Annotated in this window: 9 protein-coding genes; 4 read left to right on the plus strand and 5 right to left on the minus strand. The window is 69.0% G+C overall.

What is annotated here, in order from left to right; all coding sequences use genetic code 11:
* Positions 1-13: 13 nt before the first annotated feature.
* Positions 14-3,358 (minus strand): YhdP family protein, encoded by a 3,345-nt coding sequence (locus GGR16_RS06675; protein ID WP_019404384.1) that lies wholly within the window; start codon positions 3,356-3,358, stop codon positions 14-16.
* Positions 3,359-3,707: 349 nt separating this feature from the next.
* Here GGR16_RS06675 and bcp point away from each other — a divergent pair, with 349 nt between their 5' ends.
* Positions 3,708-4,169, plus strand: coding sequence for a thioredoxin-dependent thiol peroxidase (bcp, locus tag GGR16_RS06680; protein ID WP_183316058.1), 462 nt, complete (start codon positions 3,708-3,710; stop codon positions 4,167-4,169).
* 72 nt (positions 4,170-4,241) lie between these two features.
* Positions 4,242-5,459, plus strand: a complete 1,218-nt coding sequence (locus GGR16_RS06685) for a M23 family metallopeptidase (protein WP_183316059.1) — start codon at positions 4,242-4,244, stop codon at positions 5,457-5,459.
* A gap of 17 nt (positions 5,460-5,476) precedes the next feature.
* Here GGR16_RS06685 and prfB read toward each other — a convergent pair.
* The 3 genes from prfB to GGR16_RS06700 all read right to left on the minus strand — a co-directional run bounded on the left by prfB (position 5,477) and on the right by GGR16_RS06700 (position 10,598).
* A protein-coding gene (prfB, locus tag GGR16_RS06690; RefSeq protein ID WP_096335495.1) for a peptide chain release factor 2 occupies positions 5,477-6,605 on the minus strand; the annotation gives its coding sequence in 2 pieces (ribosomal slippage) (positions 5,477-6,535 and positions 6,537-6,605; 1,128 coding nt in all).
* Between the two features lie 131 nt (positions 6,606-6,736).
* A complete protein-coding gene (locus tag GGR16_RS06695; RefSeq protein ID WP_026015462.1) occupies positions 6,737-9,151 on the minus strand; it encodes a penicillin-binding protein 1A in 2,415 nt (804 codons plus the stop codon).
* A gap of 169 nt (positions 9,152-9,320) precedes the next feature.
* Positions 9,321-10,598 (minus strand): N-acetylmuramoyl-L-alanine amidase, encoded by a 1,278-nt coding sequence (locus GGR16_RS06700; RefSeq protein ID WP_183316060.1) that lies wholly within the window; start codon positions 10,596-10,598, stop codon positions 9,321-9,323.
* 650 nt (positions 10,599-11,248) lie between these two features.
* Between GGR16_RS06700 and GGR16_RS06705 the strand changes: the two genes are divergently transcribed.
* Positions 11,249-13,675, plus strand: a complete 2,427-nt coding sequence (locus GGR16_RS06705; protein WP_183316061.1) for an Rne/Rng family ribonuclease — start codon at positions 11,249-11,251, stop codon at positions 13,673-13,675.
* Positions 13,676-13,735: 60 nt separating this feature from the next.
* Here GGR16_RS06705 and GGR16_RS06710 read toward each other — a convergent pair whose 3' ends face one another.
* Entirely contained in the window at positions 13,736-14,749 is a 1,014-nt protein-coding gene (locus GGR16_RS06710) for a heparan-alpha-glucosaminide N-acetyltransferase (protein WP_183316062.1), read from the minus strand.
* A gap of 193 nt (positions 14,750-14,942) precedes the next feature.
* Between GGR16_RS06710 and eda the strand changes: the two genes are divergently transcribed.
* Complete coding sequence (gene eda / locus GGR16_RS06715) at positions 14,943-15,587, plus strand: bifunctional 4-hydroxy-2-oxoglutarate aldolase/2-dehydro-3-deoxy-phosphogluconate aldolase (RefSeq protein ID WP_183316063.1); 645 nt, start codon at positions 14,943-14,945, stop codon at positions 15,585-15,587.
* Positions 15,588-15,604: the final 17 nt, after the last annotated feature.

Below are 15,604 nucleotides of genomic sequence, written 5' to 3' on the forward strand. Positions count from 1 at the left end.
CGGCTTCTGCTCCTCACCGCTGGCTGGGGCTCACCGGTGCCGGTGGAAGCGGGGTCGCTCCACCCTGCCCGCTGTCCGCACGTCCCGCGTCAAAGAACTTGCGCAGGAAGCCCGGCGCGATGGCTGACAGGGGATTGATGGTCATGGTCGGCCCCGCCATCGGGCCGCGCACGCGGAAGTTGACGGCGAAGAGCCCCTCGTACTGCCCGCCGCCGAGCAGCAGGCCGATCACCGGCAGCTGGCTGAAGATGTTGTTGAGGGCATAGGCCGGCACGTAGGTGCCGGAAAGGTCGAGCGTCTCGTTGCCGAGGTCGAGATGGCCCTCGAGGCTGATGCCGACCTGCGGCCCCCAGATCACCGCCTCGCGCATGTTGATTCGCCCGCTCGCGCGCGTGAAGTCCACCTTGAGCTTGGTGAAGGGCACGTCGTTGACGGTGACCCGCTCGCCCTCGCGCGGCTGGGCCGAGACGATGCGGCGCAGGGCCGGCTCGTCCACCAGCGAGAAGTCCCGGATGTTGAGGATGCCGGCTGCGCGTCCGTTCGCCGGCGGCAGCTGGAGCACGAGTTGCCCGCCGGCCATGCGTTGGTAGATGTCCACGAAGCGCAGCGCCGCGCCGGCGTCGGCCGTCTGCACGATGGTAAAGGATTCGCCCGAGCTGCCGCGCGACAGGGAGGCGGTGACGGGCGAGCGGCCGAACGAGCCGTTGAAGGCGAGCCCGGACACGTTGCCGCCGCGCATGGCGAGCTTCAGGGCCGCATTGGAGACGAGCTCGTTGTTGAAGCCGCCGAGGATGTCCACGGCGACATCGAGATCGACGTCCGTGGCGTCGTCGCCGCCGCCCCGGCCGAAGACCTGACGCAGGAACGGCCGCGCATCGAGCACGTTGCCGCGCACCGTCGCCTTGAAGCCGTCGCGCGCGCGGGCGACCTGCAGGCGCACGTCGTCCCCCGGCGACAGCTTGATCTGCGAGAACTCGGCCTCGCTGAAGCTGCCGTCGCTGCGCAGGACGACCCGGCCGCCCTTTGCAGAGGCGCCCGCGCCGTCGAGCGTGAGCTTCTCGAGGATATAGCCGTCGCTCTTCTCGACGAGGTCGAACGCCAGGCTCGCCTCGCGGCCCGCGGCCTTCGTCCAGCCGGGCAGCAGCTCGTTGACCGCCGCCTTGCTGAGATCGACCGTGATGCTCTTCGGCCGCTTGGCCGCCTCGCTCAGCGACAGGTCGGCCGCGACCGTGACGGGCCCCGTGAGCTTCCGCCCGAAATCGAAGCCGAGCCGCGTACGCGCCGCGTCGTCCGCGGTGACTTTGATTGCTGCCTGCCCGCCTGCCCCGGTGAGGGGCTGCCTGAGCGTGACGGTCGCAGGCAGGTCCGCGAGGCGCGCATCCCCGTCGAGCGTCAGGAGGTCGCCGTCGAGCGTGAGCGTGAAGCTGCCCTTCTCGATGTTCTTGTCGCCGGCAATGCCGGTCACGACGAGGTCGCTCAGCTGGCCGCTCGCTTCCGCCTTGACGTCACGCGTCGTCAGTTCGTCGATGAGCGGCAGGGCCAGTTCGAGGCGGATGTCCGCATTGCCGGACACCTTCGCCGGGTCGAGCTCGACCGCCATCCGATCGCGCATGGCCTCGCTGCGGGCGAGCGCGAGGACCGCGTCCGCACCGCCCTGGATGCGCAGGCTGATGCGCGCCTGCGCCGGCTTGCGCAGGTCCTCCACGGCAAAGAAGCCTTCCGACAGGGAAAGCTTGCGCTCTCCCTCCAGGGACACCTCGGAACGCGGCAGGTAGATGCTGACGCTGTCGCCGTCGACCGTGCCGCGCGCCGCCGTATCCATCAGGACCGGCAGGCCTTTCGCGGCCGCGAGCTGCGCGCCCGACATCCGGAACCTGACGTCGACCGTCTCCCGGGGCAGCGGCTTCTTCTGCCGCGAGGCGGCGAGCTCCTCGCCATTGAGATCGACGGTGACCGACAGCTCGTGGACGGTTCCTGCCTGCAGGTTGTCGATGAGGTAGCGCCGGACCCCCGAGGCGACGAAGGCCGGCCACAGCCGGAGGAGCGCGCGCGCATCCGATTCCGAGCTCGATACCGCCACTTTGAGGCCGCCCTCGTCGTCGGGCGTTCCCGCGCTGCCCGACATCTCGACCGCAAGCTGCTGACCGGTGACGGAGAGACGCCTGAGGACCACGCCCCCCTCGTCCCCGCCGACGATCTCAGCGGCGATGTCGTCGATGGTGAGCGGGTCTTCGCCACCCGTCAGGCGCTCGATCACGGCGGCCTTGCCGGCGAGGTCGAGCCGCCAAGGCACGCCCTGGCCCTCGCCGGCAGAGAGCCGGCCGGCGAGGTTGATGCGGGTTTCGCCCGCAGTGAAAGACGCCGAGGGCAGCTCGAATGCCCGCGTGCCGGGGTTCCAGCTCAGGCGCAGGCCGATGTCGTCCACCTCGATCGGCGGCTGGTCGGGATCGTCGATGTAGACGATGGCGGCATCACCGGCCAGGCTCGCATCGAGCGCTTCGAGATGTCCCTCGCCGTCGACCGACAGCGACACTTCGCCCGAGAGCGGCATGCGCGTCGTCACCAGCGAATGGCTGAGGCCGCCGAACAGGAGGAGGTCCGACACCGGCGCGCGCGCGAGGTGCACCTGCGCCTGGCGGGCTCCCTTCTGCTCGCCGCGCACCACCCCCGAGACGCTCCATGGGCCGTGCTCGCCGCGCAGGCCGAAATTGAAGTGGGTCAGCGTCGCCTTGGCGCGGGTGAACTGCAGCGACACATCGGCGAAGCGCGCGCGCGGCCGGCGCTGGGCATCGACGATCGTCAGCCGCGCGTCGCTCAGGCCGAAATGGTCGATCGTGCCGAACAGGCTATCCCGGTCCGTGATGAGATCGACCAGGGAGACGACGGCGGCGGCGAGCGGCAGTTCCTCCTGGGCGGCCCCTTCCGCCACCACGGGAGGCTGGGCCTGCGGCGCGGCCGGTGACGGGGCCGCTTCCTCGTCGGTCGCGGCGAAGGACAGCTCACCCGTCGACGAGACGTTGAGGCGCAGGTCGAGCCCGCTGAAGACGACGGCGCTCGGGCTCACCCGCCCGACCATCAGCCCCAGGGAGCTGACCGATATCTCGCCCGCCTGCGCCTTCAGGACGCTCGCGCCATCGGCGTTGCGGATGTCGATGCCGGAGACGCGCAGGGTCGGGCCATAACGCGTGTAGTCGATGGCGGCGCTCGCGATGCCGACGTCCCAGCCCCTGCCGACGCGCTCCGAGAGCGCCGCCTCGATGCGCTGCGGCAATCCGTCGATCTCGATGGGCGACCAGGCGATTCGCCCGGCAAGGCCGCCGATCAGCAGGAGGACGAGCGCGACGAGAACCAGGAGCACACGGCGGGCTCGGCGGCGACCCCGGGGGCGCGCACGATGCGCCTTCCCTTCGCCGTCGGCGGCCTCGATACGTCTCCTGGCGAACAGCTTGTTCACTCCGGTCCGTTCCCCTTGGGGCGTTCCATTCGTCTCCCACGATTCGTGCGACACGGGAACGCCAACCCGGCCCCATGGCGGCCGACGGGCTGGCATCCTCGTGATCGCGTGGACGTTTTCCGCGCCGCCCTTGACGAGGCGAACAGAACGGCCAGCCTGCTCCACTGCAAGCAATCGGTGGACGGGCGGGCGGACGCTTCGCCGCCTCACGAAAGGCTTAGCGCAAAGAATCAGACGAAAGGAAGGCGAGACGATGGTTCAGGAAGGCGACAAGGCGCCCGATTTCACCCTGCCCGGCGCAGGCGGCACCGAAGTGCGCCTGTCGGCGTTGGCCGGCAGGAAGGTCGTGGTCTATTTCTACCCGAAGGACGACACCAGCGGCTGCACCAAGGAGGCCATTGCCTTCAATGGCCTGCGCCGGGAATTCGAGGCCATCGACACGCACGTCGTCGGCATTTCCGCCGACAGCGTCGCCCGCCACGACAAGTTCCGCGCCAAGCACGATCTCGCGATCACGCTCGCCTCCGACGAGGACCGCAAGGCGATCGAGGCCTACGGCGTCTGGGGCGAGAAGACCATGTACGGCCGCAAGTTCATGGGCATCCTGCGCACCACCTTCCTCATCGGGCCGGACGGCCGTATCGCCCGCATCTGGCGGCAGGTGAAGGTCGACGGCCATGCGGAAGCGGTTCTCGCGGCCGCGCGCGAGCTGTAGCCCTCATTTGCGAATGCTTAACCCTAACGGACTTTAATCTTCAGGGTTTCCGCCTCCCTGGAGAAACCCGATTTGCGCCGCCTCTCCCCGCCCAACCTGCAACTTCGCTCCGAGGCGAGCCATGCCGGGGTGTCGCGCCGCCATCTGCAGGTCGGGGCTATCGTCGTCTTCGTGGCGGTGCTGGCCTGGGCGGGGGCGGCGACCTGGATGCTGTTCTTTCGCGACGCGGTCGTCGCCGGCCTCATCGTGCGCCAGCAGCGCATCACGCTTGCCTACGAGGACCAGCTTGCCGCCCTGCGCCGGCAGCTCGATCTGGTCGCCAGCCGGCAATATCTGGAGCAGGAGCGCGTGGAAGCGCGCGTGGCGCAGGTTCTGGAGCGCCAGGAAGAACTCGAGCGCCGCCAGTCGCTGGTTGATGCGCTGCAGAGGCAGGCGAGCGGCATCGAAGCCGTCGGCCGTCCGGCGGGCGGGATCGCCGCGCCGGTCGCCGCCGGCACGACGCGGCCCTCCCCTCCGGCCAATCGGCCATCACGCGGCGAAGCCGCGCGGGACAGGCTCGGCGCCTTGCGCTACCTGCCGGCCCCGGAGCGTCTCGCCCGCACGGACCAGGCGCTCGAGAGGCTGACGCATCGACAGACATCGGCGCTCTCCGGCATGCTGGCCTCCTCGCAACGCCGGCTCGACCGATATGTCGACATCGTGGCCTCCGTCGGCCTGCCGACCGGGCCGCTCACCCGCCTGCCCGGAAAGGCGGCGGGGGGAGTTGGTGGGCCCTATGTGCCGGTGCAGGCCGACGCGCCGATGCATTTTGGCAGCCTCGCCGACACGCTGAAGGGCAGCCTGACCCTGGCCGCGCGGGCCGCGGGCGTGGTCGCCGCGCTCCCCCTCGGCCGGCCCGCGGAGACGGAGGAGACGAGCCCCTTCGGCGTCCGGCTGGATCCTTTCCTGCGCGCGCCCGCCCTTCACACCGGGCTCGACTTCCGCGCCTCCTACGGCGCGCCGGTCCGCGCTACCGGGCCGGGCACCGTCGTCTTCGCCGGTTACAGCGGCGGCTATGGCAACATGGTGGAGATCGAGCACGTCAGCGGCGTGATGACGCGCTATGCGCATCTTTCCGGCTTCGCGGTCACGGAGGGCGACACGATCGCCGCCGGCGACGTGGTGGGGCGCGCCGGCAGCACGGGCCGCTCCACGGGCCCGCATATCCATTATGAAACGCGGATCGGCGGTGACCCCGTCGATCCGCAGCGCTTCATCGCAGCCGGCGCGCGCCTCTATGGCAGGCGATAGCCGGCACCCTCGCCCGCTCAGTCGATATCCTCGACCTCGACCTCGCCGCCATAGACGCGCTGGGCGAGCGACGCCTCGATGAAGGGATCGAGCCTGCCGTCGAGCACGTCCTGAGGGCTCGTCGACTGGACGCCCGTGCGCAGGTCCTTCACGAGCTGGTAGGGCTGCAGCACGTAGGAGCGGATCTGATGGCCCCAGCCGATGTCGGTCTTCGACGCCGCCTCGGCCATCGCCTTCTCCTCGCGCATCTGCAACTCGCGCTCGTAGAGGCGCGCCCGCAGCATCGCCCAGGCCGTGGCCCGGTTCTTGTGCTGGGATCGCTCCGCCTGGCAGGCGACGACGATGCCGGTCGGGATATGGGTGATGCGGACGGCCGAATCCGTCGTGTTGACGTGCTGGCCGCCGGCGCCCGAGGCGCGGAAGGTGTCGATCCGGCAGTCGGACTCGTTGACGGCGATGTCGATGCGGTCGTCGACCACGGGATAGACCCATACGGAGGCGAAGCTCGTATGCCGCCGCGCATTCGAATCGAACGGCGAGATGCGGACCAGGCGGTGCACGCCCGATTCGGTCTTCGCCCAGCCATAGGCGTTGTGGCCCTTGACGAGGAGCGTGGCCGACTTGATGCCGGCCTCCTCGCCGTCGGTCACTTCCATGACCTCGACCTTGAACCGGCGCCGCTCGCCCCAGCGGATGTACATCCGCATGAGCATCTGCGCCCAGTCCTGGCTCTCGGTGCCGCCGGCGCCGGAGTGGATTTCGATATAGGTGTCGTTCTGGTCCGCCTCGCCGGACAGCAGGGCCTCGATCTGGCGCCTCGCGGCCTCCGCCTGCAGGGACCGGATGGTCTCCTCCGCCTCCTCGACGACCGAGGCATCGCCTTCGGCATCGCCGAGTGCGATGAGCTCGACGGCATCGGCGAGATCACGCTCGATCTGCTCGATGGCCGTGATGCTCTCCTCGAGGGCGGTGCGCTCGCGCATGATCTTCTGCGCAGCTTCCGCGTCGTTCCACAGCGAGGGATCCTCGGCGAGGTTGTTCAGCTCGGCGAGCCGGCGTTTGGCCTGATCCCAGTCAAAGATGCCTCCTCAGCAGTCCGACAGACTGCTTGACGGCATCAACCAACGTCTCGATTTCGGCGCGCATGCTCGCCTTCATCCTGCAATCGGTGGAAGATTGCGCCCGGCCATGCCGTTCACGCCGGACGCATCAGCGCTCTTAGCCAGCCCGGCCCCGGATGTAAACCGTGGCGAGGCGGCAAGGGGCGATGGAGGCCGTCAATAGAGGCCGCCGGAGCCGCTGCCGACGTCACCGGGCGGGGCGGCACCGTAGCTTTCGGGCGCAGCGTCGCTGTAGCCGACGAGATAGCCGTCCGGAGGCGCCGTCCCGGGCTTGAACGCCTCGAGAATCGTGCGCCCGCCCGCCCCGGCGCGCTGGCCGGACGCGAGATCGACGCGGATGAGCTTGATGCCCGGGGGCACGCGGAACGGCGTCGCCGGCTTGCCGTCGAGCGCGAGCGTCATGAAGTCGCGGAAGATGGGCGCGGCATACTGGCCGGCCGTCGCCGAATTGCCGAGCGAGCGCGGACGGTCGTAGCCGAGATAGATGCCCACCGCCAGATCGGGCGAGAAACCGACGAACCAGACGTCCTTGGCCTCGTTCGTCGTGCCGGTCTTGCCGGCGAGCGGCTTGCCGACGCTCTTGACCACGGTCGCGGTGCCGCGCTGCACGACGCCTTCGAGGATCGAGACCATCTGGTACGCCGTCATCGGATCGATGACCTGCTCGCGGTTGTCGACGAGCTGCGGCTCCGGCTGGTTGCGCCACTCGTCGGCGTCGCATCCCTGGCAGATGCGCTCGTCGTGCTTGTAGATGGTGTGGCCCCACCGGTCCTGGATGCGGTCGATGAGCGTCGGCTTGATGCGCTTGCCGCCGTTGACGAACATCGAATAGGCGGTCGTCATGCGCAGCACCGTCGTCTCGCCGGCGCCGAGCGACATCGGCAGGTAGGGCGCAAGATCGTCGTAGATGCCGAAGCGCTTCGAATAGTCGCCGATCAGCGGCATGCCGACGTCACGCGCCAGGCGCACGGTCATCAGGTTCTTGGAGCGCTCGATGCCGTAGCGCAGCGTGTGCGGGCCGGTGGACTTGCCGTCGTAGTTCTTGGGCCGCCACACCTCGGTGCCGGACATGATCTCGATCGGCCCGTCGACGATGATCGAGGACGGCGTATAGCCGTTGTCGATCGCCGTCGCATAGACGAACGGCTTGAACGAGGAACCCGGCTGGCGCAGCGCCTGCGTCGCGCGGTTGAACTCGCTCTGGTCGAAGGAGAAGCCGCCGACCATGGCGAAGACGCGCCCGGTGTTGGGGTCCATCACCACCATGGCGCCGGACACCTCGGGGATCTGGCGCAGCCGGTACTGCCCCGGCTTGTCGGCGACGGGCTCGACATAGACCACGTGGCCGGGCTTGAGCGCCTGGGTCAGACGGGCCTTGCGCGTCCACTTGATGCCGTCCGGCAGGATCTTGCCGGTCTCGCGCTCGCTCGACAGCTTGCCCGAGATCTCGCGCGCCGGCTGCAGGCCGATGGTGGCCTCGCGGTCGCTCACCTCGAGCACGACGGCGAGCCGCCACGGCTGCACGTCGCCGAGCGCCGGAATGTCGGCAAGCGCCGCCCCCCACTCGCCGCTGGCGAGATCGATCGTCTCGACCGGGTCGCGCAGCCCCCGCGCCTCGTCGTAGCGCACGAGGCCGTCGACGAGGGTCTTGCGCGCCATCGCCTGCATCTTCGGGTCGAAGGTCGAGCGCACCGACAGGCCGCCGTCGTAGAGCGCCTTCTCGCCGTAGCGCTCGACGATCTCGCGCCGGATCTCCTCGGCGAAGAAGCCGGCGGAATAGGTATTGGGCGAGAGCGTGCGGGGATTGACCTCGAGCGGCTGGCGCTTGGCGGCATCGGCCTCTTCGCGCGTGATGTAGCCGTTGTCGAGCATGCGGTCGAGCACCCAGTTCCGCCGCTCGATGGCCGCCTCGCGCTGGCGGAAGGGGTGATAGTTGTTCGGCGCCTTCGGCAGCGCCGCAAGATAGGCGATCTCCGGCAGCGTCAGCTCGTGCACCGACTTGCCGAAATAGTTCAGCGCGGCGGCCGCTATGCCGTAGTTGCCGAGGCCGAGGTAGATCTCGTTGAGATAGAGCTCGAGGATCTTGTCCTTCGAATAGACCGCCTCGATTCGCAGGGCGATCAGCGCTTCCTTGATCTTGCGCTCGTAGGTCTGCTCGTTGGTGAGCAGGAAGTTCTTGGCGACCTGCTGCGTGATCGTCGAGGCGCCCTGCTGCCGTCGGCCGGACGACCGCAGGTTGGAGACCACGGCCCGCGCGATGCCTTCGGGATCGACGCCGTTGTGCCGGTAGAAATTCTTGTCCTCGGCCGACAGAAAGGCCTCAATGACGAGGTTCGGGACGGCCTGGATGGGGAGGAAAAGCCGCTTCTCGCGCGAATATTCGGCGACCAGGCTGCCGTCGCTGGCATGGACGCGCGTCATCACCGGCGGCTCGTAATTGGCGAGCTGCTTGTGGTCCGGCAGGTCCTGGGAATATTTCCAGACGAAAAAGCCGACCACGGACGCCCCGATGACGAAGAGAATCGCCCCGGCCGTGAACAGAAATCCAAGAAAGCGAACTATCAAACGCATCCGTTGAAGGCCCGTCGCCCGTTGCTTCTCCCCGCCGCCACAGCGGCGCCGGTGGTCATCCCCCGATGCGCCGGCGCTCCCTCCCTAACACGAGCCGGCCCCGCGTGACCAGAAACGGCAGCCTGAAAGAGCACGGAAAGCCGAACGATTCGGTTCTTATCCCGCGCATCTATGGAGAAACTGCGGCGTCGGGCTGGGCGGCGAGGCGTGTCGCGAAGAAGCGGTCCACGGCCTCGACGAGGGCGGCGCTCGATTTGTCGCGCCAGGCGTCGGACACGAGGAGGTCGGCGTCCTTGGCGCTCGACAGGTAGCCGAGCTCGATGAGCACGGAGGGAATGTCGGGCGCCTTGAGGACGATGAATCCGGCCGAGCGCAGCGGGTTCTTGTTGAGCGCGACGACGTCGCGCAGGCCGTTCACCACCTTGTTGGCGAAATCGAGCGAGAAGACCCGCGTCTCGCGCTTCGTCAGCTCGGCCAGGATGCCGGCGATCTCGTTCGGATCCTCGACCACGTCGACACCGGCGATCTGGTCGGCGAGGTTCTCCTTGGCGGCGAGGCGCTCGGCCTCGGCGTCGCTGGCGAAGGCCGAGCCGGTGTAGACGGTCGCCCCGCGCACGCGGCTGCTGTCGGACAGCGTGTCGGCATGGATGGAGACGAACAGCGACGCCCCCGCCTTCTGGGCCATGCGCCAGCGCCCGCCGAGCGAGACGAAGGTGTCGCTGGTGCGGGTCATCATGACCCGGTAGCGCCCCGTCTCCTCCAGCCGCAGCTTGAAGCGCTCGGCGAAGGCGAAGACCACGTCCTTTTCGGCGACCCCGTTGACGCCGATCGCCCCGGGATCGACGCCGCCGTGGCCGGGATCGATGACGATGAGCGGCTTGTCGCCCGCGGGCGGAACCGGCTGCGGTGCGGCGGCGGCCGGTAGCGGCTCGGGCTCCACCATCGGCTTGAGCGCCGTCTTGCGATAATTCGCCCGGTCGGTGCGGGAAAGCTCGATGACGAGCAGGGTGCCCTCCCCCAACGCCCGGCTGTCGATGCGCTCGACGAGGGCCGGCTGCGCGAGGTCGATGACGATGCGCGAGCGGCCCGGGGCGAAGAGGCCGAAGCGATAGGAAGCGACGAGCCCCGCGCCCTTGCGCCCGGCATTGGCCGGCAGCTGGAAGTTGACCTCGGGCAGGTCGATGATGACCCGGTCGGGCCGCTCCAGCAGGAAGGCCTTGGCCTCCACGGGGCGGGACAGGGTCAGGCTGAGACGGGTGACCGCACCTTCGACCTTGATGTCGGCGGCCACGGCGACAGCCGCTCCTGAAGGCGCCGCGGAATCCTGGGCCGAGGCAGGGTGCGCGAGCAGCAGGCCGACGGCGGCAAGGCAGGCCGCGAACAGCCTCGCGGCGCGGCGTTTCACCGCCCCGCCCTTCCCGCCTGCCTCGATGCCGATGCGCGCCATTGGGAGCGGCCCCTGTCCCACCGCCGTTTCTTCAAGGAACCATCCATTAAGAGATAGGAAGGCCTTGGTTAATACTTCTTCACCAGCGCGGCCACGCTGGCATTCCATGCGTGGCCTTCCTGCAACAATCGCTCATGACTCTTGCCAAATGGCCGCATGCGTCTGTAATGAAAAGGCGACTCTGTTTTCGGCGTCGCCGTTGGTCGCCTTTTTCAAATCGGGCGGCTGTGCCGCGGCAGTCCCCCTCCCCATGGGCAGGCGGGCGCGGCCTTGAAGCGGCGTGCCGAAGCGGCGGTTGTCATTTCGTTGCGGGATCGTCCGCAACGCTTTCACGTCGGTCCCGGTCCATCCCGCGGCACCGGCGTTTCGAGGCTAAGGATCGGAGGACTATGGGCAGCCCGACAGCGATCGCCCGGCTTGCTCCATCGCCGACCGCAGGACGCGGCGCGATGGTCGGGGGATATTCGTACGGCTTGCTCCAGCTCTTCCACACCACCGCATTCCCGTCACCCCATGCGCCCGTATCCAGCGGTGCGCCAGCGACCTGTCGACGGACGCCGCCTGCCGCCTTCCGGCTGGCGGAGCAGACGTTGTTTCGCACGGAATTGCCCAGCGGCATGCGCCGGAGGTCGCCCGTATGAGAGTTCAACATGGCAAACAAGATGCTCATCGACGCCTCCCACCCGGAAGAAACCCGGGTGGTGGTCGTCCGCGGTAACCGCGTCGAAGAGTTCGACTTCGAATCCGCCAATCGCAAGCAGCTGCGCGGCAATATCTATCTCGCCAAGGTCACGCGGGTCGAACCGTCCCTGCAGGCCGCCTTCGTCGAATACGGCGGCAATCGCCACGGGTTCCTCGCCTTCAGCGAGATCCATCCCGACTACTACCAGATCCCCGTCGCCGACCGTCAGGCGCTGCTGGCCGAGGAGGCCCAGGCCGAGCGCGAGGCCGAGAAGGACGAGGAGCGCGCCGCCCGCCGCCGCCAGTCCAAGCGCTCGCGCAAGGGTGACGACGCGACCGTGAGCGCCGAGCCCGAGGCGGATGAGAATGCCGCCGCGCCGGAGGGCGAAGCGGCCGAGGCGAACGGCGAGGAAGAGGTGATCGAGCACCTCGGCGGCGCCGACGTCGGCGAGGAGGTGCCGGACCGCCGTCATCGTCCCCTGCGCCGCCAGTACAAGATCCAGGAGGTGATCAAGCGCCGCCAGGTGCTGCTCGTCCAGGTGGTCAAGGAAGAGCGCGGCAACAAGGGCGCCGCGCTGACGACCTATCTGTCGCTCGCCGGCCGCTATTCGGTGCTGATGCCCAACACGGCACGCGGCGGCGGCATCTCGCGCAAGATCACCAACGTCACCGACCGCAAGCGCCTCAAGACCATCGCCCAGGAGCTCGACGTGCCCGAGGGCATGGGCGTCATCCTGCGCACGGCCGGTGCCTCCCGCACCAAGGCCGAGATCAAGCGCGATTTCGAATATCTCCTGCGCATGTGGGAGAGCGTGCGCGAGCTGACGCTGAAGTCGTCCGCTCCGGCGCTCGTCTACGAGGAAGGCTCGCTCATCAAGCGCGCCATCCGCGACCTCTACAACAAGGACATCGACGAGGTTCAGGTCTCCGGCGATGACGGCTACCGCGAGGCCAAGGACTTCATGCGCATGCTCATGCCGAGCCATGCCAAGGTCGTGAAGCCCTATAGGGACCCGCAGCCGCTCTTCGCCCGATTCGGCGTCGAGGCGCAGCTCGACGCGATGTTCTCCAACCAGGTGACGCTGAGGTCCGGCGGCTACATCGTCATCAACCCGACGGAGGCGCTCGTCTCCATCGACGTGAACTCGGGCCGCTCGACGCGCGAGCACAACATCGAGGACACGGCGCTCAAGACGAATCTCGAGGCGGCCGAGGAGATCTCGCGCCAGCTGCGCCTGCGTGACCTCGCCGGCCTCATCGTCATCGACTTCATCGACATGGAGGAGAAGCGCAACAACCGCGCCGTCGAGAAGAAGCTGAAGGAGTGCCTGAAGAACGACCGGGCGCGCATCCAGGTCGGCCGCATCTCGGCCTTCGGCCTGCTGGAGATGTCGCGCCAGCGCATCCGCACCGGCGTCCTGGAAAGCTCCACGGTGGTCTGCCACCACTGCGGCGGCTCGGGCTTTGTCCGCGCCACGGCTTCGGTCGCGCTGCACATCCTGCGCTCCATCGAGGAGGCGCTGCTCAAGAGCGCCGCGCACAACGTCGTCGTGAAGACGCGGACCGAGGTCGCGCTCTACATCCTCAACCAGAAGCGCGTGCACCTGCGCGAGCTCGAGACGCGCTTCGACGTCGGCATCTCGATCTTCGGGGACGATACGCTCTCCGGCACCACGAACTTCACCATCGAGCGCGGCGAGGCCGTCCTGCGCAGCGAAACGCGCGCGCCGGCCACGGGCATCCGCATCGAGAGCGCGCCGGTCATCGAGGAAGAGCCGGACGTCGCCGATGAAGAGGAGGACGTGACCGAGGAGGCCCCGCAGCAGGCCCGCGCCGGACAGGAAGGCAGCGAGGACGGCAACGGCAAGCGTCGCCGCCGTCGGCGTCGCCGTCGCGGCGGACGGGGTGGCGAAGGTCGCGAGGCTGCGCCGGCCGACGCCGGGATCGCGGCCGAGTACCAGTCGGATGAGGATGACGACGCGGATGTCCCGGCCGGCGAGCCGGACGCCGCGGCCGAGGTCGTGGCCGAAGCCGCCACCGAGGAGCCGGCCGAGACGCCCGCCGCCGAAGCGGAGGAGGCTGCGCCGGCCAAGCGCCGCCGCACGCGTCGCTCCACGCGCGGCAAGCGGGCGGCTGACGAGGCTGTAGCCTCGCCCGCCACCGAAGCCGAAGGCGCGCCGGAAGCTGCCGCCGAGATCGAAGCTGCGCCCCCCGCCGAGGAGCCGGAGGAGGAAGTCGTTGCTGCACAGCCGCAGCAGCCCGCCCCGGCCCCCGAGGCAATCCCCGCTCCGGCACCGCAGAAGCCGGCCGAGCCCGAGCCGGCGGAGGAGGATGCCAACCGCCCGAAGCGCACGGGCTGGTGGGCCCGCGCCAAGGCCAGCCTCACCGGCGGCTGAGCCGCGAGGAATTGTCGGTTTCAGGAAGCGGCGGGCCCCGGCCCGCCGCTTTCCTTTTGGCTATTCCCTCGCCGCGGCCCGGCAGCGGTTGACGATGGCGGTGACACGCCCCCGGGTGTCTGCCGACGTGTCCGCGAGGTCGATCTCCTCCTGCCGGATCGCCGCGTCGGCACAGGCGCAATAGCGCGTGCACTCAGCCGCCGCGACGCCGGCCTGCTCGCAGCTCGCACGGCACTGCGGCACGAAGCCGACCGCCACGGAAGGCTGGCGCGTGATGCCGAGCGCCTGGGCGGCAAGGAACATGAGGCCGAACAGCACGGGCTGGTGGACGAGATAGAAGGCCAGGCTGTGCCGGCCGGTCCAGGCGATGAGACGCTCGACCATGCCCGGCGTCCGGCTGGTCCGCAGCCATGCCGTCAGGTTTCGGTCGACCGCTATCCTGCCGGCCGCGACACCGAGCAGCACCGGCCCGAACCACGGGAAGAGCGGCACATAGTCGTTCGACATCGGTACCTGCGTGCCGAGGCCGACGAAGGCGAGCGCCGGCAGGTCGAACAGCGGCGATGCGACGAGCCACGGAGCCGCCACGACGGCGATGCCGGCGATCGCAGCGGCGGCCGGCGGCAGCCGCAGGAACGGCAGGGCAAGCAGGCTCGACAGGGCGATGCAATGCAGGATGCCGAAGAAGATGTAGCTCTGCGGAAAGGCGAAGAAGGTCACGATGGTGATCGCCGCCGCCGCCGCGACGATCACCGCGAGCCGCCGCAGGAAGGCCTGCCAGCGAATCCCGCTTCCATGGGCGAGCACGAGGCTGAAGCCGACGAGCAGGAGGAACGAGGCGGCGATGGCCCGGGCAAAGAGCCGCCAGCCTGGATCGTTGACGACGTCGACGCTCGTGAGACCGAGATGGCTCGCGTCCCATGCGCCGTGATAGACCGCCATGGCGAGGAGCGCGACGCCCCGCGCCAGGTCGATGCCGAGAAGCCGGCCGCGGCCATGGACGCCGGCGTCGCGCAGGGAGGCCTCGTCCTGCATGGTCGCGGACAGGGACGATCCGTGTCTGGCGGACGTCATGCATTCACCTCCGGCTCCTTCCGCATCTCCCGCGCGGGCTTCCTCGCTCATAGCCCCTTTTGCCCTCTGCGAGAACGTGCCACCCGATGAACGCCGGTACGGACCATTCTGCTAAATCGTTTGAAACGGGCTTGCGGCAGTCTGCGCTTCGCGTCAAAAGCAAGGGAAAGACCGGTGAGCCATGGAGCCAGAAATGAGCGACATCCATATCGAGCGAATGAAGGCCTGCGGCGTCATCCCGGTCGTCTCGGTGCCGGACGCGGCGGCCGCCGTGTCGCTGGCCCGCGCCCTTCTCGACGGCGGCATCGACGTGATCGAGCTCACGCTGCGCACCGAGGCCGGCCTCGCCGCCATCGAGGCGGTGGCCCGGGAATGCCCGCAGATGTTCGTCATTGCCGGAACGGTCGTGCAGCCGGCCCAGTTCGCCCAGGTGCGCGATGCCGGCGCCAAGGCCGTCGTCAGCCCCGGGTTCAGCGAGACGCTGGACGATGCCGCCAAGGCGGCAGGCCTGCCCTGGCTGCCCGGCGTCGCCACGGCCTCGGAAGTGATGCGCGCGGGCGAGCGCGGCCGCACGGCCCTGAAGTTCTTCCCGGCCGAGCAGGCCGGCGGCATCGCCATGATCAAGGCGCTCGCCGGCCCCTTCCCCAAGGTCGTCTTCTGCCCGACGGGCGGCGTCAACACGGCCAATCTCGGCGATTACCTCTCCCAGAAGATGGTGATGTGCGTCGGCGGGACATGGCTGACGCCGCCAGCGGCGGTCTCGGCCGGCGACTGGGCTGCGATCCGCGAGGAGGCCGCCAAGGCGCGCAGGCGGGTCGACGCGTTGCGCGCCGCCTGATCCGGTTGCGGCTGCCC

This window comes from Chelatococcus caeni, assembly GCF_014196925.1.
GTDB lineage: Bacteria > Pseudomonadota > Alphaproteobacteria > Rhizobiales > Beijerinckiaceae > Chelatococcus_A > Chelatococcus_A caeni.